A 24,533-nucleotide genomic window follows, 5' to 3' on the forward strand; every position below is an offset into this window, starting at 1 on the left:
GTTACGGAGCCGGTGAGGCCGCGGCCGTACGGGGTCGCGCCGCCGCCCCGCGCGGGGGCGTCCCGGCGGAGCGCGCGGCGGCGTGGCCGAGGCCGGCCACCGCCAGCGCGAGGCACGCCGCCGCCGCCACGGCGAGAGACGGGTGCACCCGGCACAGCGCCGCGCCCGCGACCGCGCCGGCGGCCAGGAGCGCGACGGCCGCGCTCCGCCGCCGCGCCCCCTGCCCGCGGGCCGCGCCCAGCCGGGAGTCCGCCGCGAGGCCGGTCAGCGTGGAGGTGACGACCACGGTGGTGACGTCCTTGACCGCCAGGTGCCGGGCGGTGGCCGCCTGCGCCCCCATGGCCAGCGCGAGCCCCGACGCGGTCAGCGCCCGGGCGCCGGACGTGCCCGCCCCGCCCGCGGTCAGGCCGAACGCCGCGGCGGCCAGGGCCAGTCCGACACCCGCCAGCAGCACCGTGCACCGGCGGCTCCAGCCCGCGGCGGCGGTACGCAGCAGCCGGCCGGCGACGGCGGCGCCGGCGAGGAAGAAGGCGAGCGCCAGGGCGGGACCGAGGACCGGCAGGCCCGCTCCGCCCGTGGCCGCCATCCCGAGGATGGCGACGTTGCCGGTCATGTTGCCCGCGAACACCTGGTCCAGGTGCAGGTAGCCGACGGCGTCGACCACGCCCGTCGCGAAGGTGAGGGCGAGCATCAGCGCCGGCAGACCGGCCGGCCGGCCGCGGGCCGCGGTGCCGCTCATCGCCCGGTCGCGTAACCCTGGGCGCCGCGCGGGTTCGCCGCCGCCTGGAGGAGGCCGCTGTCCGGGTCGCGCGTGACGACGGAGAGGCGGCCCTGGCTCCACGGCCCCGAGACCGTCACGTCGTGACCGCGGGCGCGCAGTTCGCCGGCGATCGCCTCCCCCGCCCGCTCCTCGATCACCAGCCCGGCGGGCGTCCAGGTACGGGGCCAGAACGAACTCGGCACCGCGGTGGTGTGGAACGCGGGCGCGTCGATCGCCTCCTGCGGCATGAGACCGAGGGCCAGGGTGCGTACCAGATAGAGCAGTTGCCACTGGTCCTGCTGGTCGCCCCCCGGCGTGCCCAGCGCGGCCACCGGCCGGCCGCCGCGCAGCAGCAGGGTGGGGCTCAGGGTGGTACGGGGCCGCCGCCCCGGCGCCAGGCGGGCGGGGGCCGCGGGGTCCAGCCAGGTCATCTGCAGCCGGGTGCCCAGGGCGAAGCCGAGTTCCTTCACGGCGGGCGAGGACTGGAGCCAACCGCCGGACGGGGTGGCGGAGATGATGTTCCCCCAGCGGTCCACGACGTCGATGTGGCAGGTGTCGCCGCGGGTGTCCCCGGTCTGCTGCACGGTGGGTTCGCCCACGCCGTCGGCCCGCACGGCGTGCTCCCCGGTGACCAGCGGCGGCGTGTACGGCGCGACGCCGATGTCGCCGGGCCGCAGCGCGGTGGAGGCGGCGGCGCCGATCTGCGCGGCGCGCTCGCGGGCGTACTCGGGCGAGAGCAGCCGGGCGAGGACGGCCTCGGCGTCCGCCGGGTCGAGGTGCCCGTAGTACGCCTCGCGGTCGGCCATCGCCAGCTTCAGTGCCTCGGCGAGGGTGTGGACTCCCCCGGCGGTCGACGGGTCGATCCGGTCGTCGTCGACGTGGCCGAGCATGGCGAGGACCTGCAGCAGCACGGGGCCCTGGGACCACAGCCCGGCCTTCGCCACGGTGACGCCGCGGAACTCGGCGGTGACCGCGGGTTCCAGCGACGGCCGGAAGTCGGCGAGGTCGGCGGCGGTGAGCACCCCGGCGTGGTCGCGGCCCGAAGAGTGCCGGTGGGGCACGGCCGCGGACCGGGCCAGCGCGTCGGCGACGAACCCGGTGCGCCAGGCGTCCCGCGCGGCGCCGATGCGCGCGGCCCTGCTCGCGCCGGCGCCCTCGTCCCGGAGTCGGCGCAGGGTGCGGGCGTAGGCGGGGTTGACGAGCGTCTCGTACGGGCCGGGGGCGCGGCCCCGCGGCATCCACTGCGCGTACGAGGTCGGCCAGTGCGTACGGAAGAGGTCCTCGACCGTCGCCAGGACGCGGGCCAACTGGGGGACGACCGGGACTCCGCGCTCCGCGTAGTCGACGGCGTACGCCAGGACGTCCGCAAGCTCCCAGGTGCCGAACTCGGCGAGCAGCCACAGCCAGGAGTCGACGGCGCCCGGGACGGCCGCGGCGAGCGCGCCGGCGCCGGGCACGTGGTCGAGACCCTCGGCGCGGAAGTGCGCGATCGTGGCTCCCCGCGGGGCGTGCCCCTGGCCCGCGAGCACCCGCGGCGCGGGATCCGCCGCGGTGGCGAGTACGGCGACGAGGTCGCCGCCCGGGCCGTTGAGGTGCGGTTCGGCGACGTGCAGGACGAAGGCGCCGGCCGTGGCCGCGTCGAAGGCGTTGCCGCCGCGCTCCAGCACGGACTGGGCCGTCGCGGAGGCCAGCCAGTGCGTCGAGGCGCACATGCCGAAGGAGCCGCGCAGCGTGGGGCGCGTGGTGTGCGGGGGTGCGTCGGTCGGTGAGGGTTGCTGACCGGCCATGTCTGTCACATTCCGTTCGTCTCGTACGCGGCGGGCCGACGGCGCGTGGCCTACGGCGCGTGGTGTGCGGCGTGGTGGGCGGCGAGCACGTCGCCGCCGAAGTCGGCCACGGGGTCCCGCCACACGGCGTGGGCGTGGTTGACGCCGCGGTGGATGTTGGTCCACTCGATGAGCAGCCGCGGCCCCTGCAGCCGGTAGTAGTGCGGTTCGCCCGCCGCGGTGGAGCCGGCCCAGGCGAGGTGGACGGCGTCGAGGGCCGCCGGGTCGTCGTAGCGGGCCAGCGGGGACACCCCGGCGGGCACGCGGTCGAGGTACGTGCCGAGCAGGGCGCGCAGCAACTCCCGCTGCGCGGCGTCGAGTTCCGCGCCCGGTACGCCCTTGGGCGCCGGCGTAAGAGCGAGCGCCCGCTGGTCGGTGCCGGCCAGCCCGGTGACCGGGTGCCCGGCGCGGTCCGGGACGTGCCGCCCCGGGCGCCAGAGTTCGCTGCGCCGCAGCTCGCGGCCGTCGACCCGGGTGCTGTTGCCCGCCACCACGTCGTGCGGGGCGCGCCGCAGCAGGACGGCGCGGGCGGCGGCGCCGGGGCGCAGGGAACGTACCAGCTCACGGGCCAGGTCCTCGGCCGTCCCCAGCGGGCGCAGTACCGCGCCGCCCATAAGCGGCGACACGGCGGGGTCGGCGCCCAGGAAGCACGGCGTGGCCGCGGCGACGCGCCCGTCCACGACGAGGTTGTTGAGCGAGACGTGGTGGCCGCCGAACCGCCAGCCCCACGGCTGCGCCCCGCCGGGCTCGCCGAAGACCCGCAGGTAGTACATGGCGGGGTCGCGGGTGCGCTCCCGGCCCCAGTCGGTCGCGAAGCCCTCCACGCGGTCGAGCACGTTCTCCAGACCCAGCACGGTGGCGACGGTGGTGTACCCGGCCTCCGACAGTCCGCTGGCGACCAGCCGCATCACCAGCCGGTGCTGGGCGGGGCGCTGCTGGTGGAACGTCAGGCCGCCGTGGTCGGTGGGGGTGTAGAACCAGCGGGTCCGGTCGGCGTCGGCGCCGCCGCCGGCCGCAGGCGGCGGGCCGACCGCGGCCCGGCGCTGGTCCGCGTCGAGGGAGTCGAGCCACGCCAGGGCCGCCTCGGCCATCCGGGCCGCGACCTCGCGGCTGCCGTCAGCCACGGCCGCCGCCGGCCACGCCGAGGAAGTCGCGTACCCGAAGGGCGATCGTGTCCGCGAACTCCACCGCGATGCCGTGCCGCCCGTCCTCGATCGGGTACAGCTCGGCGTGCGGCATCCGCTGCGCCATCAGCTCGGCGCCGGCGTACGGCGCCAGCCGGTCCGCCGTGCCGTGCACGATCAGCGTGGGCGCGGTGATCTCGCCGAGCCGGTCGCGGACTTCGTGCTGACGGGCCACGTCGTGGCGGCGGGCGCGCTGGCCGGGCGTACGGACGGTGAGCGTCCGGCCCGCCGCGGCCGGCAGCCCGGCCCGGCCCGCGGGGGTGAAGAAGAAGCCGGCGGCGGCGTGCTGCCGGTCGTCGGGCGACATCCGCAGCAGCTCGTCGATCGCCTCGCCGCCCATCGCGAAGCTCGGCGTGGTGGCCACCAGGACGAGGGACGCGACGCGGCCGGGGTGCCGGAGCGCGGCGTGCTGCGCGACCGCGCCGCCGAAGGAGGTGCCCAGCAGGTGCGCCCGCGGCAGCTCCAGCGCGTCGAGCAGGGCGGCGAGGTCGTCGGCGAGGTCTTCGAGCGCGTACGGGACCGGCGGGTTCACGGTGATCCCCGAGTCCCGCTGGTCGTACGAGATCGCCCGGATCCCCGCGCCGAGCCGGCCGCGGAGCGCGGCGAACTGCGTGCGGTCGCTCTCGCCGCCGTGCACGAGGACGAGGGGTACGCCGCTGCCGCCGTCGAGGACCCCGACGTCGAGTCCGCCCGCTCGCACGGTCGCACTGGCCGGTTCCGCGGGTTCCCGTTCCTGCTCTGCCTGGTGCCCTGCCACGCTGACCTCCCTGTCGATGCATTCGTAAGATATACCTACGATTTGAGATACGTCTATCACTTAGAGCGGAGGATTTCCGCCCGACGCAGGGGAGTGTGCGGGCACGGCTGTGCGCCGGGCGTCATACCCGGGGGGTGAGTGGGAGGTGCTACCGCGGTAGGGGGAGGAGGAGGGGGCGGCGGCCGGTCAGCCGGCCCGCGCCCACCCGCGCAGCGCGCCGCGGTACGCCTCGGTCAGCCGCGTGATGACCTCGCGGCGGGAGAGCCCCGTCTCCCGCAGCAGGTCCTGGACCTCCCGCGGGTCGAAGATCACGTTGCTGAGGAAGAGGGCGTACTCGAGCATGTCGTCCGGGACGCCGATGTCGTCCATCAGCCCGCGCACGGGGCCGCTCCAGGCGTCGCGGGTGGCGACGATGATCTCGTTCCCGGCGTGCAGCCGCTCCAGGAAACCCCGCCGGGAGCGGAGCTGCACCAGCGCCGGGCCGTGCTCGGCGAGCAGGTCCACCCACTTGTCCACGACGGCGTCGAACAGCGGCCGGCCCTGCGCGGCCGACGTCGCGCTGAAGTCGCGCAGTTCCTCGATGACGCTGAGCACGTAGGCCGCGAGCACGTCGTCCATCGAGGAGTAGTAGCGGTACGCGGTGGCCGGGCCGATCTCCGCGCGCGACGCGACCGCCTGCATCGTGAGCCGGTCGGGCGCCTCCCGGGCGAGCTCGCCGACGGCCTCCAGGAGGCGCCTGCGGTTGCGGCGGGTGTCGCTGCGCAGTTTGCGCCCCCCGTCCGGGGCGGCCTGCTGGTCGGCCACAGGGCTCCTCCGCCTCATCGACGTGCAGGCAAAGGGTAGCGCCCCGGGGTACGGGCCGGCCGGGCGCCCGCACGCGGCGGGCGCACCCCCGCCGGCACCCGCACCGGCCCCCGGACCGGCACCGTCACGGGCCCGCGGCGCCGAAGTAGCGCACGATGCGTTCCAGCCCGGTCCACAGGTCGTCCTCGGCGGTCGCGAACGAGATCCGGATGTGCCCCTCGCCCGACGGCCCGTACTCGGCGCCCGCCCGCACCAGCACCCCCTGCCCGGCCAGCTCGCGGACGACGTCCTCGGAGGGCACGCCGGTGTCGTAGCGGAGGAACCCGTAGAACGCGCCCTCCGGCGGCACCAGGTGCAGGCCGGGCACGCCGGACAGACGCGCGACCGCCAGCTCGCGCCGCCGCCGGTACCCGTCGGCCATGGCCGCCACGACGTCGTCCGGCAGCTCCAAAGCGGCCAGGGCCGCGTGCTGGACGGCGGTGTTGAGCGAGCCGTTCAGGCTCCGGTGCACGTGGGCCGCCGCGTCCACCACCGCGCGCGGCCCGGTCACGTACCCCACCCGCCAGCCGGTCATCGCGTACGTCTTGGAGAAGGTCTGCACGTACACGGTCCGGTCCCGCAGCGAGTCGATCTCCAGCGCCGACGTCGGCTCGTGCCCCGGGTAGGTCAGCCGGTGGTACGCCTCGTCGCTGACGACGAGGGTGTCGGAGCCGTCCAGCAGCTCGCCGAGGGCCGCCAGTTCCTGCCTTCGGTGGACGATGCCCGTGGGGTTCGCCGGGTTCGAGAAGATCAGCATGGCCGCGCCCGGGAGCGCGGCGGCCAGCGCGTCGAGGTCCCAGTGCAGGTCGGGGGCGAGCGGGACGTGGTCCACGGTGCCCCCTGCGAGGACGACCAGGTCGGCGTAGAGCGAGTAGGCGGGCTCCGGGATCACCACGCGGTCGCCGGGGTCGATGGTCGCCAGCACCACCGCCGCCAGCGCGGCGGTCGCGCCGTGGGTGACCGCGATGTCGTCCGCGGTCCAGGCCCGGCCGGGGTGGGCCGGCAGGCGGGCCGCGAGCGCGGCGCGCAGCTCCCGGATGCCGCGCTGGTCGGCGTAGTGGGTGTGCCCGCCGCGCAGGGCGGTCACGGCGGCGGCGATCACCGGCGGCGGGGTCGGGTGGTCCGGCTCGCCCATGGCCAGCGAGACGGTCCCGGGCGGGGCCGGGGCGAGGGCCGGGCGCCGCGAGAGGCGGCGCAGTTCCGCGATCCGGAAGGCGGGCGCCACGTCGGGCGGCACGGCGGGTGGCACGGCGGGCGGCACGGCGGTCACCGGGCCGCCGCCTCGTGGCCGGGCCGTGCGGCGAGGATGCGGCTGCGCAGCGCCTCCTCCTTCGCCACGATCCCGTCGACCGCCCCCGCGACCTCCCGCGCGCGGCGCCGCGGTACGACGACGACGCCGTCGGCGTCACCGACGAGCACGTCGCCCGCCGCCACCACCACGCCGCCGACCGCCACCGGGGCGCCGACCGTGCCCGGCCCCTCCTTGAAGGGACCCGCGGGGGTGACGGCCCGCGCGTAGACCGTCAGCCCCATGTCGGACAGCGCCTGGACGTCGCGCACCGCGCCGTCGACCACCGCGCCGGCGAGCCCGGCGTTGACCATGATCTCGCCGATGAGGTCGCCGATCAGCGCGCGGGTCGTGTCCCCGTGCCCGTTGACGACCAGGACGTCGCCCGGCCGGGCCTCGTCGAGCGCCCGGTGGACCGCGAGGTTGTCGCCCGACCGCACGTCGACGGTGAGCGCGTTGCCCAGCAGCGCGGCCCGCTCGGTGACGAGCCGGATGCCGCCGTCCACGACGGTCATCCGCTCCAGCGCGTCGCCGACGTTGGCGGCTGGCACCTCCCCCAGCCGGCGGGTCTCCCCCGCCGCCACGCGGTCCCAGCCCGGAGTGACGAACACGCTGTCCGCCGCCGCGGCAATGAACACGATGGTCTCCGTTCTTAAATGAGGCACTCATATCAGATAAGAGGACCATAGCCGCTCGGCCGGCCGGCGACAACGGGCGGTCGGGCCGGACGTACGGCACAGGGCGGCAGCCGGCGCACCGCCGGCTGCCGCCCTCGACCCGGCCCCTACGACCGGCGGCGCAGTACCGCCCGCGCCGGGAGGGTGACCGCGAGCAGCGCCAGGCCGCCCGCGCCGGCCACGAAGGACCCGTACACGAGCGGCGGCACGTAGGGCGCCGTGCCGGTCAGGCCGCTCATCATCGGGAACAGCGTGGCGGCGGCGATCGCCGAGCCGACGACCACGCCCACCGCCGAGACCAGCGCGCCCTCCCAGCGGAGCATCGCCAGCACCTGGCGCCGGGTGGAGCCGACGAGGCGCAGCGTGCCCAGCTCACGGCGGCGGTCGAGGACCGTCATCACCAGCGTGTTGACGGCGGCGACGGCGGCGAAGCCGCCGAGAACCGCGGCCATGGTCTTGTTGGACCAGGAGCCCAGCTTCGCGTCGAGGCTCTTCTCGGCGGCGTAGCCCGCCGCGTCGGTGACCTCGCCCAGCTCGCCGAGCGCCCGCGCGTCCCCGCCCCGGACCAGCAGCGTCGTGTCGAAGCCCGAGGTGACGTGCCCGTCCAGGGCCGCCCGGTCCATCGTCACGGTGCCGAGGCCCAGGCCGCGGCCGTAGACCGAGACGACCTCCGGGTCGGCCTTCGTGCCGTCCGGCAGGTAGAGCGGCAGCCGCTCGCCGACGGAGACGCCCGCCGAGGACGCCAGGGTCCTGTCGATGGCGATCCGGTCCTTGCCGAGCCGGTCCAGGCTGCCTTCGCGTACGTCCAGGTCCTGCACCTTCGCCAGCTTCTCGGCGGAGGTGACCCCCTGGGTGGCCGCACCCAGCAGCGACTTGAACTCGCCGGAGCCGACCGGCACCAGCACCCGGGTGTTGAGCACCCCGACCGCCGTGTCCACGCCCGGTGCGCGGGCGGCGTCGGCCGCCGCGTCCGCCGGCAGCCCCGCCGGGTCCGTCACCACGTGGTCCGCGGTGACGCCCGCGCGCAGTTGCTCGTCGGCGGCGTGGTTCTCGCTCGTGTTCATGAAGACGAGCGTCGAGGCGAAGGCCATCGCGAGCGCGATCGGGGTGATGGCGGACGCGAGCCGGCGGGCGTGGGTACGGGAGTTGGCGGCGGCCAGGTGCGCGGACGCACCAGCGGCCCGCAGCGGCAGGCCGAAGAGGCGTGCGCACAGCCGCGCCAGCAGCGGGCCGAGCAGCCCGACGGCGAGCATGAAGCTCATCACGACGCCGAGGGAGGCGCCGGCCGCGTCGTCGCCGGAGGAGTTGGCCGCGACGCCCGTGAGCATCGCGCCGCCGGCGAGGGCGACGACGCCGAGTGCGGTACGGACCACGCCCGGCCGCGTCCGTTCCATCGACGCCTCGGTGAGCGCCTGGCCCGGCTTCATCTTCGCCGGCCGCCGCCCCGCCGCCCAGCCGGCGCCGAGCGCGGTGAGCAGCCCGGCCCCGACCGCGGCGAGCAGCGGCAGCCCCGAGACGTGCAGGTCGACCGCCTCCGGGACCGCGCCGCGGTCCTGGAGCTGCCCGAACCACCAGTGCGCGAGCCCGATGCCGGGCAGGGTGCCGAGGATCCCGGCGAGCGGCGCGACGACCAGCGCCTCGGCCGAGACCGCGCGGCGGATCTGCCGCGGGGTGGCGCCGACGGCGCGCAGGAGCGCGAACTCGCGGGCCCGCTGGGAGACGGACAGCGCCACGGTCCCGGCCGCGGTGAAGACCGCGACGATGGCGGCGACCCCGCCGAAGGGGCCGCCGATGCCGAAGAGCGTGTCCTTGCCGTAGGCCAGGCCCGGGTCCTCGACGGCGCCGCGGTCGTCGCCGACGTGCACCTGGGCGGCGGAGCCGGCCAGGGCCTTCTTCACAGAACCGGCGAGGGTGTCGGCGTCGGTGCCGTCCTTCGCCAGTACGGCGACGGCGTCCGCCTTGCCGGGGTGGCCGGCGAGCTCGGGTGCCTGGCTGTCGGCGAACCAGGCCAGGGAGCCCGGCTCGCCGCTGTCCCGTGCGGTGTCCCCGGCGCCGGCCTCGGCGAGGCCCGCGACGCGGAAGTCCTGCTTCCCGGCGGCGGTCTCCAGCGCGACGGTGTCGCCGACGCCGGCGTCCGCGGCGCGGGCCGCGGCGGCGTCGAGCACCACTTCGCCGGTACCGGGTGCGCCGCCGGCCGTGAGTTCCGTGCCGGTGAAGGCGTGCGAGCCCCAGCCGTGCGCGGTCAGCGGGCCGTCCCCGGTCCGTACCGGGAAGGTGAAGTCCGCCACCGCCTCCTGCACGCCCGGCGCCCCGGCGGCCTTCGCCGCCAGCCCGGCGTCGAGGCGTGCCGTGTCCGGCAGCGGGACGGCCTCCTTCTCCAGGTCCTCGCCGCTGCCCGTGACCACGTACTCGTACTGGTCGGCCGCCGCGACGACCGGTGCCTTCTCGTACCGCTCGGCGGGCACCGAGGCGCGCAGGCCGGTTTCGAGCAGGATGCCGCAGGCCGTGACGATCAGCGCCGACATCATCAGCACGACGAAGGTCCCGGCGAACGAGGCGGGCTTGAAGCGGACGGCGGCGCGGGCGAGTCCGTTGGGGCGCATCATGCCGGCACCCCCGCCATGGTCTCGTCGCGCGGGGCGGGTCCGGCGGGGCGGGCGCCGGTACGGGCGCCGAGCCCCGCCATCCGCGCCGCGATCTGCGCGGCGGAGCCGCCGGCGAGCCGGTCGGCGAAGGCGCCGTCCGCGAGGAAGAGCACCTGGTCCGCCCAGGCGGCGGCGGCCGGGTCGTGGGTGACCATCACGACGGTGGCGCCATGGGGGTACCCCCTGTTCGAGCGAAGCCGAGAGCTCGGGGGACTGTCGACGGCGTGCCGCAGCAGGCCGAGTACGTCGGCGGCCGTGGCGGTGTCGAGGGCGCCGGTGGGCTCGTCGGCGAAGATCACGTCGGGGCTGGTGACCAGGGCGCGGGCGATGGCCACGCGCTGCTGCTGCCCGCCGGACAGCTCGTCCGGCCGGCGCCGCGCCTTGTCGGCGAGCCCGACCTGCGCCAGCACCGCGTCCGCCCGGCCCCGGTTCCGGTGCTTCCCGGCGAGGCGCAGGGGCAGCAGCACGTTCTGCTCCACGGTCAGGGAGGGCAGCAGGTTGAACGCCTGGAAGACGAAGCCGAGGCGGCTGCGCCGCAGCTCGGTGAGCTCGTTCTCCTTCATGCCGGTGATCTCCGTGCCGCCGAGGCGCACGGATCCGGCCGTCGGCCGGTCGAGGCCGGCGGCGCACTGCAGGAACGTCGACTTGCCGGACCCGGAGGGGCCCATCACCGCGGTGAACGTGCCGCGCGGGAGGGCGAGGTCGACGCCCGCCAGTGCGTGCACGGCGCCGCTGCCGCGGCCGTACTGCCGCCGCACGCCGCGCAGCTCCACGGCGAGTCCCGGGGTGGCGGCCGGGGCCTCGGCGGCCGGGGCCTCCGGCCCGCCGCCGGCCGCCGGCCGGTGGTCCGCCGTGTGCCTCTTGCTGCCACGCAGTCTCATGATCCGCCCTTTCGTCATCTCTTCGTGCTGACGGCTGAAGAGTGCGCGGACGGCTGCCCGCCGGGCGTCATACCCGGGAGCCGATGTGGAGGTGGTACGGCGGTAGGGGGTGGCGGTGGGGCAGGCCCCACCCCGCCGTGGCGGTCAGCCCTACTCGCCGGGCCCTACTCGCCGGGGGCGACCAGCCCCGATTCGTACGCGATGACGACCGCCTGGGCGCGGTCGCGCAGGTCGAGCTTGGTCAGGACCCGGCTGACGTGCGTCTTCACCGTCTGCTCCGCCAGCACCAGGGTCTCCGCGATCTCCGCGTTGGACCGGCCGCGGGCGACCAGGGTCAGCACCTCGGTCTCGCGCTCCGTCAGGGCCTTCAGCCGCAGCGCGGGCTTGCCCCGGCCGGCGGGCCGCTGCCGGGCGAAGTCGGCGATGAGCCGCCGGGTGACCGACGGGGCGAGCAGCGCGTCGCCCGAGGCCACGACCCGTACCGCCGCGATGAGGTCCGCCGGCGGCGCGTCCTTCAGCAGGAAGCCGCTCGCCCCCGCCCGCAGCGCCTCGTAGACGTAGTCGTCCACGTCGAACGTGGTGAGCATCAGCACCCGCGGCCGGTGATCCCCCACAGCCTGAACGGCGTGGGCGGTGCCCCCATCCCCCGCGGGCGGGGTGAGGATGCGGCGGGCGGCCTCCAGGCCGTCCATCTCGGGCATGCGGACGTCCATCAGCACGACGTCGGGATGGGTACGCCGGCTCAGCTCCACGCCCGCGGCACCGTCGGGGGCCTCCCCCACGACGTCGATGTCGCTCTGGGCGGCCAGCAGTGCGGCGAAGCCGGCCCGCACCATGGCCTGGTCGTCGACGATGATGACGCGCGTCGTCACCCGGTGTCCTTTCCGTTCAGGGGGAGGTGGGCCGCGACCCGAAAGCCGCCGTCCGGCAGCGGGCCCGCCTCGAAGGTGCCGTCGACGAGCCGGACCCGCTCGCGCATGCCGACGAGGCCGTGCCCGGTGCCGCTCTGCTCCAGCGGCGCGGCGCGCAGTTCGGGCGGCGGCCCGTTGACGACGAGGACGGTGAGCCCGTCGCCGCCGTCCGACAGCGACACCCGCGTCGCGGCGCCCGGCGCGTGCCGTACGACGTTCGCCAGCGCCTCCTGGACGATGCGGTACGCGGACAGCCCCACCGCCTCCGGCACGTCGGCGTCGCAGGGGGTGAACTCCACGGGCCCGCCGGCCCGCTCCGTGGCCGCCACCAACTGCCCGATCTGCGCCAGGTCCGGCTGCGGCGCGACCTCGCCGTGCGTCTCCTCGTTGCGCAGCACCCCGAGGAGCCGGCGCATCTCGCCCAGCGACTCGCGCGCGGTCGCCGCGATGGACGTGAACTCCCCGCGCACCTCCGGCGGCAGTTCGGCGAGCCGGTACTCCGCGGTGTCCGCCTGCACCGTGATGACGGACATGTGGTGCGCCACCACGTCGTGCAGCTCGCGTGCGATACGGGCGCGCTCCTCCAGCAGCGTCCGCCGGCCGCGCTCGGCCTCGCTGATCGTCTCCTGCTCGGTCAGCCTGCGCTGCACCTCGTGCCGCTCCCGCAGGACGCCGGTGATCAGGAGGGTCACCCCGCCGAGGATCATCAGCAGGACGCTTCTGTCGTTCACCCGGTCGGGCGCGACGTACAGCAGCCCGACGTTCGCACCCGCCGTCGCCAGCCACACCAGCACCAGCGTCCGGCGGGACTCGCGCATGCCGAGGGCGAGGCAGAGGCCGATGTACCCGACGATCTGCATCGGCGGGAACGGCCACTCCTGCCGCTCGCCGTACTCGGCGCTGAGCAGGGCCAGCGCCCCGGCCACGTCCGCGGCGAAGACCACGTACCAGGCGAGCAGCGGCCGGGTGACGGCGAGCAGCAGCGGCGCCGCCTGCGCGACGGCCAGCAGGCTCGCGACGCCGGCGTTCAGCCCGTAGTCGACGGTGAGCACCCGGATGGTGGTGGGCAGGAGGGAGACGCACAGCACGAACGCCAGGCCCCACGGCAGCAGTCGCACCCACCGGCGCGACGAGGCCGCGAGCAGCGGGCGCGGGCGCTCCGGCTCCACGGACGTCATGGGCCCAGCCTATGCGCGGCCGTACGGGCCCCGGGGCGGCGGCCCGTGGCACGGACGGGCGGGGTGAGGTGCGGGGGGGCGGGCGGGTGCCAGGTTCCGCACCGGACGGGAACCGGAGTTCACGCGGCCTTCTCGGTCCTCGGGGACCCACGTCCCCGAACGTGGGCCCCTTGTTACTGCCCGCGGACGGGTGCGGGGCGCACCGCGGCGGGCAGAGGCCCGCCGCGGTGCGCCGGCGGCTACCGGCCGGAGAAGCGCGGCTCGCGCTTCTCCAGGAAGGCGCGCATACCCTCCTTCTGGTCGCTGGTGGCGAACAGGGCGTGGAACAGCCGCCGTTCGAACAGCAGCCCTTCCCGCAGCGGCAGCTCCTGCGCCCGGCCGACGGCCTCGCGGGCCGCCCGTACCGCCGTGGTGCTGCGGGCCGCGATGGCGGACGCCACCTCGTGCGCCTCGTCGGCGAGCCGGTCCGCCGGGACGACGCGGGCGACCAGGCCGGCACGCTCGGCCTCCGCGGCGTCCATGGTCCGGCCGGTGAGGATCAGGTCCATGGCCTTCGCCTTGCCCACGGCCCGGATCAGGCGCTGGGTGCCGCCGATGCCGGGGATCACCCCGAGGGAGAGCTCCGGCTGGCCGAACACCGCGGAGTCGGCGGCGACGATGAGGTCGCACATCATCGCCAGCTCGCAGCCGCCGCCCAGCGCGTAGCCGCTGACCGCCGCCACGGTCGGGGTGCGCAGGGCGCAGAAGGCGTCCCAGCCGGCGAAGTAGTCCTCCTCCGCCATCTCGACCGCCGACTTCGTCGCCATCTCCCGGATGTCGGCGCCGGCGGCGAAGGCGCGTTCGGAGCCGGTGACGACGAAGCAGCCGACGTCCGGGTCGGCGTCGAGTTCGCCGAGTGCCCCGGTCAGTTCCTCCATCAGCGCGCCGCTGAGCGCGTTGAGTACCGCGGGCCGGTGCAGCCGGGCCGTCACCACGGCTCCGTCCTTCCCGTCCCTCTCGATCTTCACGTGTTCCACTGCTGCCTCCCGGTGTCCGTGTGCGGTCACGAGTCCCAGATCGCGCCGTAGGCGGGGATGCCGCGGCTTTCGAGGGCGTGCACGACGCGCCACGTGAGCTTCTTGTTGGAGATGCAGATCACCGCCTCGGCGCCGGACCTCTCGTAGGCCCAGTACGCGAGGCGCACCATGTCGGGCTTGCCCCGCTCGTCGGTGTCCCAGATGAGGGCGTCGGACTGGACGGCGAGGATTTCGTCGACGAGCGCGTCCCCGTAGGTGTGGCGGGGGCTGCGGGTGGACCACACCAGGGTGGCCGGCACCTGCTGCGCCAGCAGGTGGGGCAGGCACGGGCCGATGCCGCTGCCGGTGGCGACGTAGACCACCTTGGTGAAGAGCCGTTCGATGTTGGCGACGCCCGCCGTGGTGATGCCCTTGACCCACACCTTCTCCGGGGCGTCGTCGATCAGCCTGCCCGTCCAGTCCCCGGCGCGGGAGACCGTCAGGCGGAATCCCTCCTCGCCGGGGGCGGGGACGTTGGCGAAGGAGTGCCACTCCAGCAGCGGGCTGCGGCTGACCGCTGTGGAGGACCCGGCGAACGGCGTCTCCCCGTGGTTGAAGCGGAGCAGTGCCACGTGCGCCGACGGGCGGGTGATCCCGACCGGCACCCTGCGCAGCCGCAGCCACGGCAGCGCGACACTCGCGGTGATGCCCGCCAGCACCCACAGCGCCACCGCCGAGCCGGTCAGCGCCGCCTGCGCCCACAGGAGGGCCAGAGTCGCCCAGCCGGCGAAACGGTGGGTGCGCTCGAACAGGTCGTGGCGCGGGGTACGGATCCGCGGCAGCGTGGTCACCAGCATGGTGGCGAGCAGCAGCAGCGGGGCGTAGCTCACCGACAGCACCACGGCGTCGGCGCCCTCGGCGGTCAGTGCCGCCACCGATGCGCAGAACCAGAGCGAGCCGGCCAGAGCGCCGCCGACGTGCAGGCCGCCGAAGTGGTAGACCTTGCCGAGAGTCCAGCGGATCCTCAGGGGCCAGTGGGTCGGGGCGGAGGTGGCGACGCGGAAGAAGAGGTTGATGACGTACTGGTTGCGCACGATCACGGCCAGCGCAACGTTCGCGAGCGCCATGTACGACAGTGTCCGCGCGTCCCACCATCCCCCGGTGGTGCCGGCGGTGGCCGCCGCGAGGTTCCCGGCGAGCACCCCGGCGGCGAGCCGGTTGTAGTGCATCAGGCGGGGGTGCTTGAACGCGCGGCGCAGCGCTCCGGTGCACGGCGGCAGCCGCACCTCCCCGGGCGCGGACGGCACCCGGACGCGGGTGGTGGCGTCCTGGGCGACCGGGGCCGTCATGACACGGCTCCCTGCGTGACGGCGGGGGTGAGGGCCGCCACCGGGGCCGCGGTGGCCAGGCGCCGCAGGAGCGCCTTGTCCGTCTTGCCGCGCGCGGTGACGGGCAGCGCGTCGAGCGCGTGCACCTCCGCCGGTGTGCAGTAGTACGGCAGCGCCGCGGCAACGGCACGCCGCGCCGCGTCCGTGTCCACGTCCGCCGGGGTCACGAAGGACACCAGGCTGTGCCCGTCTCGCTGCAGCGTGACCGCCTGCCGGCAGCCGGGGACGGACTCCAGCACGGCGGAGACGGAGTCGAGCTCGACACGGAAGCCGCGCACCTTGACCTGGTCGTCGGTGCGCCCGAGGTGCTCCAGCTCGCCTTCCGGGGTCCAGCGGCCCAGGTCGCGGGTGCGGAACATCATCCGCCCGCCGCCGATGAAGGGGTCGGGCGCGTACCGCTCCGCGTTCAGGGACGGGTAGTCGAGGTAGCCGGCCGAGACGCAGTCGCCGCCGGCCCACATCTCGCCTATCTCGCCGATGGGCAGCGGGCGCAGCCGGTCGTCGAGGACGTAGACGGTGTTGTTGGGAGTGGGGCGGCCGATCGTGAGCCCGGTGCCCGGCGTGTGCCGGTGCATCGTGTTGACGATGGTGGTCTCGGTCGGACCGCAGCAGTTGTAGAAGGTGGCCGTCCCCGCCCAGGCGTCGGCGAGGGGCACGGGGCAGGGTTCGCCCGCGACGGCGACGGTGCGCACGCGGGCACAGCGGGCCGGGTCGATCCGGCTCAGCACGGTCGGGGTCGCGATCAGCACGTCGGCGCGCTCCGCGGTGGCGGCGATGTCGCGGCCCCGGACGAGCAGCGTGGCGCCGTGTGCGAGGCAGCCGAGGATCTCCCAGGACGCCATGTCGAAGGCGATGTTGAGGAGCTGAGCCACGCGCAGGCCGGGGCGGATGCCCAGGCTGCCGGGCTCGGTGAGCACGATGTTGCAGACGTTGCGGTGGGTGACGACGACGCCGTTGGGGGTCCCGGTGGTGCCGGAGGTGAACAGCACGTAGCAGGGGTCGTCCGGGACCGCGGGCCGCCGCCCGCCCGGTGAGTTCCGGAGCGGGTACGCCGGGCTCGGAGGGAGTGCCCCGGACATCACCTCGTCGACGTTGACGAGGATGGTTCCCTCCGGCACCGGTACGAGGCCGGCGAAGTCCGAGACGGTCAGGACGACCTTGGTCCGGGCGGTGCGCATCACGTGGCGAAGCTGCGCCGCCGGGGCCACGCCGACGTCCTGCGGCACGTAGGCGGCGCCCGCCTTCAGCGTCCCCAGCAAGCCGACCAGCATGGGTAACGAGCGGCGTAGGAACACCCCCACGGTGTCGCCCGCGCCGACGCCGCAGCCGGTCAGCACGGCGGCCAGCCGCTCGGCGTGCCGGTCGAGTTCGCCGTAGGTGAGGGTCTCGCCCAGGTGCTCGGCGGCGACGGCATCGGGCCGGGCGGCGGCGTGCTCCTCGATGGGCCGGTGGATGAGCCGGTACGGCGGTGTGCTCGCGGGGCCCCGGCCGAACTGCCGGAAGAGCCGGCGGTCGGCGTCGGGCAGGTGGTTCGTGGCTGTCGCGAGAGCGTGGGAGTCGGGCGTATGCGTCACACGCACAGAAGCCTCCTGGCAGTCCAGGCTCCGCGCGCCCGCCGGCGGCGAGCGCGCGGAGTCGGATGGGCAGTGGTCGAGAGCCGTGCGGAGGTGGCCGTGTGCGCACACGCCACCGGCGTTCGAGACAGGGGACGTACGGGCCGCACACCGGGCCGCACACCGGGGCCTTCGGGCCCTCCCGTGCCCGGCTCACGTGGCCGCGAGGGCCTCCGTCGGCGGCAGGCGGGCGGCGCGGACGGCGGGGTAGAAGCCCGCGAGCGCGCCGATGGCGAGGGTGGCGCCGACCCCGCCGGCAATCGCCCAGAGGGGTACGACGGCGGGCCAGCCCTGGTACGTGGCGTAGCCGGCGGTGACGCCGATGCCCAGCAGCACACCGCCGACCCCGCCGAGGGCGGACAACAGCAGCGACTCGCACAGGAACTGGGTGCGGATCTGCCCCCGGGTGGCGCCCAGGGAGCGGCGCAGGCCGATCTCCGCGCGCCGCTCCAGCACCGAGATGACCATGGTGTTGGCCACCCCGACGCCGCCGACCAGCAGCGCCACCGCCCCGAGTCCGAGCAGGAGCCCGTTCAGCGCGTCGTCGGTGGCGTCCTTCGCCGCAAGCGCGTCGGAAGGACGGGAGACCTCGACGGAGGTCGGCTCCCGCGGGTTCGCCGTGGCGCCGAGTACGGCCTGGACCTCTGCCACCGCCGATTCGTCGGTGCGGGTGTAGAGGGTGGTGGCGTAGCCGTCGAAGCCGGCCTCCTGCTCCGCGGCCGGCCAGCCGATGAGGGCGGCGGCGTCGAGTTCGGGTGCCAGCTCCGTGGGGGCGAGCAGGCCGACGACGGTGAACCACTGCTCGCCCAGCCAGACCTGCACGTCGGGGCCGGCGGCGTGCACGGCGAGCTGGGCCGCCGCGTCGGGGCCGAGCACGACGGCCGGGTAACCGGTGTCGGCGGTGTTCAGCCAGCGGCCGGCGGTGACCCGGGCGCCGACGGTCGCGGGCAGGCCGGTGTGCGCCGCGTAGACGCCGATGCCGCCGGTCTCCTCGGCCGGTATGTGGTCGTTGCGGTAGACCCGGGCCTCGGTCAGGCCGACGGCTGAGACGGACTGGACGGGGGCGATGTCTCCGATCATCTCGACGGCCTCCGGAGGCAGATGGGCGTTGCCGCCGCCGAAGCTCTCACCGGGCGCGACGGTGAGCAGGTTGGTGCCCAGCGCGTCGAGCTTGCGGTCCAGCTCCTCGGTCGAGGACGTGGAGATGCCGACGACACCGGTCATGGCCGCGATGCCGATGGCGATGCCGAGCGCGGAGAGGAACACCCGCAGGGGTCGCGAGCGCAGCCCGGAACTGCCGGCGCGCAGCACGTCGAGCGGGGCGAGCCGGGCGGGGCGGGGGCGCCCGCCGGGGGCGGCCGGTGGTGCGGCGGGGGTCATGGCCGCGCCTCCCGGGTGACGGGGAGGCCGTGGGCCCCGGAGCGGTCGCCAGGGGGAAGGCGGTCGTGTGGAAGGCGCGCCTGCCGGGGCTCCTCGGCGGTGTCGCTCTCGATCCGGCCGTCCCTGAGCCGTACTTCGCGGGGCAGCGAGGCGGCGATCTCACGGTCGTGGGTGATGACGACGACGGTCGTGCCGGCCCGGTGCAGGTCGTGGAGCAGGTGCATCACCGCCGCCCCGGAGCGGGAGTCCAGCGCTCCGGTGGGTTCGTCGGCGAGCAGCAGCGCCGGCGCACCGGCCACCGCGCGGGCGATGGCGACGCGCTGCTTCTCTCCGCCAGAGAGCCGGTGCGGCTCGTGGGCGAGCCGGTGCCCGAGGCCGACACGGCGCAGCGTCCGCTCGGCCAGCCGGCGCCGGCGGCGCAGCGGCCGGCCGCTGTAGAGGAGCCCGTCGGCTACGGCGTCCAGCGCCCGTACCCCCGGGGCCAGGTGGAACTGCTGGAACACGAAGCCGATGGTGCGGGCCCGCAGGGCCGACAGCTCCCGGTCGGTCAACTCGTCGACGTCGTGGCCGTCGACGCGGACGGCGCCGGTGGTGGGGCGGGTGAGGGTGCCCATGATGTGGAGCAGGGTGGACTTGCCGGAGCCGGACGGGCCTACGACGGCCAGCAGTTCACCGCGGCGCACGGTCAGGTGGGCTCCGGTCAGGGCGTGCACGTCCGCGTACGCCTTGGACACGCCGTGCAGCTCCAGGACCGGGGTGCCGGGGAGGTCGTTCGCGTCGGTCACTTCGGGACTCCCACGACCATGCCGGCGGTGACGCCGTCGCCGGCGACCTCGACCATGCCGCCGGCGAAGATGCCCAGCTCGACCGGTGTGTAGGCGATGCCCTTGGCGCCGACCGTCTCCAGCGCGTAACCGCCCTCCCGCAGCGCCACCAGGGCGTTGATCGGCACGGCGAGCACGTCCTCGCGGGTCTCGGCGGTGACGGTGACGTCGACGGGCGCGGCCTCGTAGCGGCCCAGCTTCTTCTGCTTGCCGACCGCCAGGGTGACCGGCAGGGTGGCCTCCTCCTCGGCACCGGACGCCGGGTCGCCTCCCCCGCCGTCGGAGGGTTCGGCGGTGGCCGCGGTGCCCACCTCGGTGACCTCGGCGTTCACGACGGTGCCGTCGGGCAGCTCGACGTCCGCCCCGGTGCCCTCGTCGACCAGGTCCTCGTACTGCACCTCCAGGGCGACGGTGACGATCCGCTCGGTGCCGGTCCAGGTCAGGACGTCCCCCTCCGGCGCGCTGCCGCGCACGGCCTGGACGTCGGCGATCCGCCTGGCCCCGCCGGCGACGACGGCTTCTCCGGGTCCGACGGTGCCGGTCTGCTCGCGGCCGAGGTCTTCCTGCCAGCTCACGACGGCACTCGCGGTGCCGTCCGTGTACGTGTCGTCGGCGGTGAAGCCGGAGTGGCCGAGCGCGGCGAGGTTGGCCTCGAGTACCTCCACGTCCTTGCCCTCGGCTCCCACGTCGAGGGCGCGGTAGAAGGGTGTCGAGCCGTACAGCAGCGGCACCTTGGCCTCGTCGATGGTGTAGACGGCCGCGCCCCGCTCGATGACGTCGCCGGCTTCGGGGAGCCAGGTCACGACGCCGCCCCCGGCCGCGGGAGCCCCCTCGTTCTGCGCGTCTCCGCCGGAGACCGGGGGACCGGAGGGGGCCCGTACGGCGGTGGCGGGCCCGTAGCCGAGGTTGCCGTCGACGGTCTCGGTGCGGGTGAGCGTGGTGCGTTCGACCTTCGCCGTCTTCGGCGGGGCGGTCGGCGCGGTGGCGTCAGGACCGCCGCCGTCGCCGCCGAAGGCACCGGTGGCGGCAATGGCGACCACGCAGGCGACCGCGACGACGGCGGTGCCCGCCGCGACCGTACGCACCGAACCGGCCCCGGCGCGGCGGGCCCGCGGCGGATCCCCGGGTGCGGGGGCGCAGGTCCCGGTGTCGTCCTCGAAGCGGCCGTCCTCGAAGCCGCCGTCCTCGCGTCCGGCGTGCTCCCCGCCGATGTCGTCCCCGGGGGTCATCGGCCGCCTCCGGAGCCTTCGGTGAGCTGGTCGCGGCAGGTGTCCAGCGCTCTCTGGTAGTCGGCGTCCTCCGTCGGCATGGCCTGGGGGTCGAGGCCCTCGGGGCCCGGGTCCTCCATCGCCACCCCGTTGTCGCGCATGCAGGCGGTGAACTTCTGCAGCGCCTCCGGGTTCTGCCCGGCCTCCCCGGCGTCCTGCAACGACTGCGGGGCCACGTCCCGGCAGGCGTCGAGACCCTCGTTCAGCTCCTCCCGGTCGGCGCCGCCCCCGACGATCTCCTGGAGGTTCAGCTTCCCGGTCTTCGGGTCGGGGTCCTCCATCTCGATGCCGTTGGCGCGCATGCAGTCGACGAACTCCTGCGCCTGCGCCACGTCGTCCCCGCCCGAGCCGTCCTCGTCGCCGCCGGACCGCTGGTCGTCGACGGAGGCCACCTGCGCGCCGTCGCCGCCGCCCGATCCGCACCCGGCGAGCAGCCCCGTGGCCGATACGGTCAACGCCGCGAGCAACGCGGCGGCGGGCACCGCCCGCATCCGCATCCCCGTCCTCGTGCGCGTCATCGCTCCTCCTCGTCTCGCTGTTCGCTACGAGCGGCGATGCTGGCAGGCAGGGCTGGCTGTGCTCTGCGCTGCGCCTCGACAGCACCTGAGAGAAACCTGGAAGTCACGCGGGAGCCCCGACCACGAGGGGGTACGCGTCTCACTCCACCGGGAGCAGCAGCCGGAAGACCGCCCCTTCGCCGGGAGGCCGGTCGGCGAGTTCGATACGCCCGCCGTGCGACTGCGCCAGACCCGCGGCGATGGCCAGGCCGAGGCCGCTGCCGCCCCGCGGACGCGCGGGGCCGGCCCGGTAGAGGCGCTCGAAGACGTACGGTGCGTCCCCGGCCGGCACGCCCGCGCCGGTGTCGGCCACCTCCACCACCGCCGCCGTCCCCGCCGCGGGCCCGCTGCCCGCCACCGCGACGACGCCCTCCCCCACGCGCCGGGACCAGCCGGCGGCCGCCTCCGTGTCCCCGCCCGCCGGGTGCCGGGCCGGGGCCGCGGTCCGGCCCACGCGCACCGTGATCTCGGCGTCCGGCGGGGTATGCCGGTCGGCGTTGGCCAGCAGGTTGCCCACCACCTGCCGCAGGCGCAGCGGGTCCCCGGACACCACCGCCGGCTCGGGCAGCGCGGTGTCGTCCAGTCCGGCCAGGTACACCCGCCGCCCCGGTGACCTGGCGTGCAGATCACGCAACAGGTCCGCGCACAGTTCCAGCAGGTCGACCGGGCGCCGCTCCAGCCCGCGCTGCTCGTCCAGCCGCGCGAGCAGCAGCAGGTCCTCGACCAGCACCCCCATCCGCTGCGCCTCGGCCTCGATCCGCCGCATGGCGTCGGCCGGGTCCCCGCCGCGCCGGTACAGCTCGGCGAAGCCGCGCATCGACGTCAGCGGCGTACGCAACTCATGGGAGGCGTCCGCGAGGAACCGGCGCAGCCGCTGTTCGGACGTCATCCGGGCCGCGATCTCCGACTCCACCCGGGCGAGCATCGCGTTCATCGCCCGGCCGAGCCGGCCCGGCTCGGTGTGCGCGTCCGCGTCGTCCACCCGGCGGGAGAAGTCGCCCGCGGCGATGGCCCCGGCCGTCACCGCCATCCGCGTCAACGGCCGCAGGCCCACGCGGACCACCAGCGCCGCGGCGACGGCCAGCAGCGCCAGCACGCCCGCGGTGACCCCCAGGTCGATCAGCAGCAGTCGCTCGTACGTGGCCTGCACCGTCGCCAGCGAGGCGGCCGTGACGATCAACTCGTCGTCCGCGTCGGCCTCGCCGTTCGCATCGGTCCCCTCGGGCCCCACGGCGACCCGCCAGTCGGCGTCCCCCTCCTGGGCGGGCACCGTGAACGGCGCGCCGCCGGCGCGCGCGGCCAGCTCGGCGCGCCCCGGCAGCCGCGGCCCCGGCGACGCGGCCTCGTCGGGAAACTGCTCGACGCTGCCGTCCGCGGCGACCGCGTAGATCCGGGTCGTGGCGCCGGCGCGCTGCGACAGGATGCTCTCCACCGAGCCGTCGTCGCCCAGCGGCCCTTCCTTCAGCTCCGCGATGCGCGCCCGGTCGAGGGCCGGCGAGTTGCCCGTGTTGGCGAGCTGCTGGTCCACCCTGTCGACGAGGTATGCCTCCAGCAGGAGCAGTCCCGCGCCGTTGACGGCCAGGAGGGCGAGTGCGGCCAGAGCCGCCGTCACCACCGCCAGCCGCGCCCGCAGCGTCCAGCGACGCCACCCCCGTACGCGCCATCGCCGCCTGCCGCTCGGCTGCGCCGGAGAGGCGGATGCCGCGTGCGTCAACCCGGGTCCCGCGGCAGGCGCAGCGCGTAGCCGACTCCGCGCACGGTGTGGATGAGCCGCGGCCCGTGCGCGTCGAGCTTCTTGCGCAGGTGGTAGACGTACGACTCGATGATCCGGCCGTCACCGCCGAAGTCGTAGGACCACACCCGGTCGAGCACCTGCGCCTTGCTCACCACGCGCCCGGCGTTGGTCATGAGAAACCTGAGCAGCCTGAACTCGGTCGGCGTCAGCTCCACCAGGCGCCCGCCGCGGCGCACCTCGTACGCACCCTCGTCGAGTTCCAGATCCGCGTAACGCAGCACCCCGGCATCCGCCGCCACCGCCGGGTCCGCCGGCTCTCCCGGGAGGGCCCGCGTGCGGCGCAGGATGGCCCGAATCCGCAGCACCACCTCCTCCAGGCTGAACGGCTTGGCCACGTAGTCGTCACCGCCCGCGGTCAGGCCGGCGACCCGGTCCGCCACCGTGTCCCGCGCGGTCAGGAACAGCACCGGCACCTTCTCCCCGCCGGCGCGCAGCCGCCGGGCAACCTCGAACCCGTCGATGTCCGGCAGCATCACGTCGAGCACCACGAGCGCGGTGGCCCCCGCCCCCGCCGCCGTCAGCGCCTCGAACCCGCTCGCCGCCGTCCGCACCTCGAACCCGACGAGCCGCAGGGTCTGCGACAGCAGGTCGCGGATGTTCTCCTCGTCGTCGACGACAAGGACGGTGGTGAGGGCATCCGTACTCCGGGTCACCTCTCCCGGTTTAACAAGGAAACCTCACAGAACCCTGAGAGCAACCTGAAGACAGGCACAAGAAGTTCACGCGGACGCTCAGGGGTGAGGCGGTGTGCGCGCGGCCGAGGCCTCCGGCGCGAGCACCGCCTAGTCGTACTCCTCCTCGATGACCTCGTCGACGATGCCCCGGACGGTCTCGGTGTCGAGGCCCTCGCAGGCCGGCGGCAGCACCGTCTGGTCGACGAGCTTGCGGGCGGCCTCGGCGTTCCCGGCGACGCCGAGGTTCTCGGCGGTGGCCTTCTTGCAGGCGGCCTGCGCCTCGTCGGAGCCCTCACCCCCGCTGTCGTCGGAGCAGGCGCCGAGAGTCAGTAGCAGAACGGCGGCCGCGGCCACGGTACGCATGCGCATGGTCCCCCCTGGACGTGTCGTGTCAGGTGCATGGTGCAGCATGTGCGCCCGCTCGTCCGCCGGATCACCCAAGTGAGGACACCGGTCGGCGCGTTCGAGACATCTTCCGTGAGGTCGGGTGAGGCTGCCGGCACCCGATCAGGCGGAAGGGGCGAGCCGTTCGCGGACCCAGGCGGGGTCGGGGTTGGTGTGCGGGCGGCCGTCGACGACGACGGTCGGCACCGTCTCGTCGCCGTCGTTGGCCGCCCTGACGGTCGCCGCGCCAGAGGGGTCGCGCCGGATGTCGACCCAGTACGCCCGCCGGGCGCGACGGCCCAACCGGATGCGCAGCCGCAGACAGTACACGCACCCCGGCCGCCAGAAGACGACCGGCCGGCCGTCGGCCGCGGCGCGGCGCACGGCCTCGCCCGCGTCGGTCGACCGCGGGAAGAGCAGAGGCGAGTTCACGACCGCGAGCAGCGCGAAGACCCCGAGGAGTGCCGCGGCCGAGCCGGGGCTCCCGGTCAGGGCGAGCCCGGTCGCCGCGGCTGCGCCGCCGAGCGCGTACAGCATCGGCGGGATCCACGCGGGCACCATGGGGCAAAGGCTAACGGGAAGTGGAAACGGGCCACACGCCGGAGCCGCCTGCGGGTCGCCCTCGGCGCCGGACATCTCATCCGCGGCTCACATCATTGACGTGGGCACGGCACAGGAGGAGCATGGGAGTCACATGGGAGCGCT

Annotated in this window: 22 protein-coding genes; all 22 read right to left on the reverse strand. The window is 75.4% G+C overall.

Going from position 1 to position 24,533, the window contains the following annotated elements; genetic code table 11:
• Position 1: 1 nt before the first annotated feature.
• On the reverse strand, positions 2 to 739 hold the full coding sequence (locus O7599_RS08345; protein WP_281621486.1) for a YoaK family protein: 738 nt from the start codon (positions 737 to 739) through the stop codon (positions 2 to 4).
• Positions 736 to 2,547 (reverse strand): gamma-glutamyltransferase, encoded by a 1,812-nt coding sequence (locus tag O7599_RS08350; RefSeq protein ID WP_281621487.1) that lies wholly within the window; start codon positions 2,545 to 2,547, stop codon positions 736 to 738. The genes O7599_RS08345 and O7599_RS08350 overlap by 4 nt, the downstream gene beginning before the upstream one ends.
• A 50-nt stretch (positions 2,548 to 2,597) precedes the next feature.
• Complete coding sequence (locus O7599_RS08355) at positions 2,598 to 3,710, reverse strand: DUF3500 domain-containing protein (protein ID WP_281621488.1); 1,113 nt, start codon at positions 3,708 to 3,710, stop codon at positions 2,598 to 2,600.
• Positions 3,703 to 4,527 carry an alpha/beta hydrolase gene (locus tag O7599_RS08360; protein ID WP_281621489.1) on the reverse strand — a complete coding sequence of 275 codons (825 nt, stop codon included), beginning with the start codon at positions 4,525 to 4,527 and terminating at the stop codon, positions 3,703 to 3,705. The genes O7599_RS08355 and O7599_RS08360 overlap by 8 nt, the downstream gene beginning before the upstream one ends.
• A gap of 186 nt (positions 4,528 to 4,713) precedes the next feature.
• On the reverse strand, positions 4,714 to 5,331 hold the full coding sequence (locus O7599_RS08365; RefSeq protein WP_281621490.1) for a TetR family transcriptional regulator: 618 nt from the start codon (positions 5,329 to 5,331) through the stop codon (positions 4,714 to 4,716).
• 124 nt (positions 5,332 to 5,455) lie between these two features.
• Complete coding sequence (locus tag O7599_RS08370; protein WP_281621491.1) at positions 5,456 to 6,640, reverse strand: aminotransferase class I/II-fold pyridoxal phosphate-dependent enzyme; 1,185 nt, start codon at positions 6,638 to 6,640, stop codon at positions 5,456 to 5,458.
• Positions 6,637 to 7,296, reverse strand: coding sequence for an RraA family protein (locus O7599_RS08375; RefSeq protein WP_281621492.1), 660 nt, complete (start codon positions 7,294 to 7,296; stop codon positions 6,637 to 6,639). Before O7599_RS08375 ends, O7599_RS08370 begins: the two co-directional genes overlap by 4 nt.
• Positions 7,297 to 7,442: 146 nt before the next feature.
• Complete coding sequence (locus tag O7599_RS08380) at positions 7,443 to 9,941, reverse strand: ABC transporter permease (RefSeq protein ID WP_281621493.1); 2,499 nt, start codon at positions 9,939 to 9,941, stop codon at positions 7,443 to 7,445.
• Positions 9,938 to 10,861 (reverse strand): ABC transporter ATP-binding protein, encoded by a 924-nt coding sequence (locus O7599_RS08385; protein ID WP_281621494.1) that lies wholly within the window; start codon positions 10,859 to 10,861, stop codon positions 9,938 to 9,940. Before O7599_RS08385 ends, O7599_RS08380 begins: the two co-directional genes overlap by 4 nt.
• A 164-nt stretch (positions 10,862 to 11,025) precedes the next feature.
• Entirely contained in the window at positions 11,026 to 11,733 is a 708-nt protein-coding gene (locus O7599_RS08390; RefSeq protein WP_281621495.1) for a response regulator transcription factor, read from the reverse strand.
• The gene (locus O7599_RS08395; protein WP_281621496.1) at positions 11,730 to 12,950 is read right to left on the reverse strand and encodes a sensor histidine kinase; all 1,221 of its coding nucleotides are present in this window, start codon (positions 12,948 to 12,950) and stop codon (positions 11,730 to 11,732) included. The genes O7599_RS08390 and O7599_RS08395 overlap by 4 nt, the downstream gene beginning before the upstream one ends.
• Positions 12,951 to 13,189: 239 nt before the next feature.
• Positions 13,190 to 13,966, reverse strand: a complete 777-nt coding sequence (locus O7599_RS08400) for an enoyl-CoA hydratase-related protein (RefSeq protein ID WP_281621497.1) — start codon at positions 13,964 to 13,966, stop codon at positions 13,190 to 13,192.
• A gap of 26 nt (positions 13,967 to 13,992) precedes the next feature.
• The gene (locus tag O7599_RS08405; protein WP_281621498.1) at positions 13,993 to 15,294 is read right to left on the reverse strand and encodes a hypothetical protein; all 1,302 of its coding nucleotides are present in this window, start codon (positions 15,292 to 15,294) and stop codon (positions 13,993 to 13,995) included.
• Positions 15,291 to 16,907: an amino acid adenylation domain-containing protein gene (locus O7599_RS08410; protein WP_281623313.1), complete on the reverse strand. Its 1,617-nt coding sequence runs from the start codon at positions 16,905 to 16,907 to the stop codon at positions 15,291 to 15,293. The genes O7599_RS08405 and O7599_RS08410 overlap by 4 nt, the downstream gene beginning before the upstream one ends.
• Before the next feature lie 192 nt (positions 16,908 to 17,099).
• Complete coding sequence (locus tag O7599_RS08415; protein ID WP_281621499.1) at positions 17,100 to 18,326, reverse strand: ABC transporter permease; 1,227 nt, start codon at positions 18,324 to 18,326, stop codon at positions 17,100 to 17,102.
• A complete protein-coding gene (locus O7599_RS08420) occupies positions 18,323 to 19,111 on the reverse strand; it encodes an ABC transporter ATP-binding protein (protein ID WP_281621500.1) in 789 nt (262 codons plus the stop codon). Before O7599_RS08420 ends, O7599_RS08415 begins: the two co-directional genes overlap by 4 nt.
• Complete coding sequence (locus tag O7599_RS08425; RefSeq protein WP_281621501.1) at positions 19,108 to 20,379, reverse strand: peptidoglycan-binding domain-containing protein; 1,272 nt, start codon at positions 20,377 to 20,379, stop codon at positions 19,108 to 19,110. Before O7599_RS08425 ends, O7599_RS08420 begins: the two co-directional genes overlap by 4 nt.
• Positions 20,376 to 20,936: a hypothetical protein gene (locus O7599_RS08430; RefSeq protein ID WP_281621502.1), complete on the reverse strand. Its 561-nt coding sequence runs from the start codon at positions 20,934 to 20,936 to the stop codon at positions 20,376 to 20,378. Before O7599_RS08430 ends, O7599_RS08425 begins: the two co-directional genes overlap by 4 nt.
• A 139-nt stretch (positions 20,937 to 21,075) precedes the next feature.
• The gene (locus O7599_RS08435; protein ID WP_281621503.1) at positions 21,076 to 22,689 is read right to left on the reverse strand and encodes a HAMP domain-containing sensor histidine kinase; all 1,614 of its coding nucleotides are present in this window, start codon (positions 22,687 to 22,689) and stop codon (positions 21,076 to 21,078) included.
• Positions 22,686 to 23,423: a response regulator transcription factor gene (locus O7599_RS08440; protein ID WP_281621504.1), complete on the reverse strand. Its 738-nt coding sequence runs from the start codon at positions 23,421 to 23,423 to the stop codon at positions 22,686 to 22,688. Before O7599_RS08440 ends, O7599_RS08435 begins: the two co-directional genes overlap by 4 nt.
• 129 nt (positions 23,424 to 23,552) lie before the next feature.
• Positions 23,553 to 23,813 (reverse strand): hypothetical protein, encoded by a 261-nt coding sequence (locus O7599_RS08445; RefSeq protein ID WP_281621505.1) that lies wholly within the window; start codon positions 23,811 to 23,813, stop codon positions 23,553 to 23,555.
• 138 nt (positions 23,814 to 23,951) lie between these two features.
• Positions 23,952 to 24,389 carry a glutaredoxin domain-containing protein gene (locus tag O7599_RS08450; RefSeq protein WP_281621506.1) on the reverse strand — a complete coding sequence of 146 codons (438 nt, stop codon included), beginning with the start codon at positions 24,387 to 24,389 and terminating at the stop codon, positions 23,952 to 23,954.
• Positions 24,390 to 24,533 lie beyond the last annotated feature (144 nt).

This window comes from Streptomyces sp. WMMC500, from assembly GCF_027497195.1.
GTDB lineage: Bacteria > Actinomycetota > Actinomycetes > Streptomycetales > Streptomycetaceae > Streptomyces.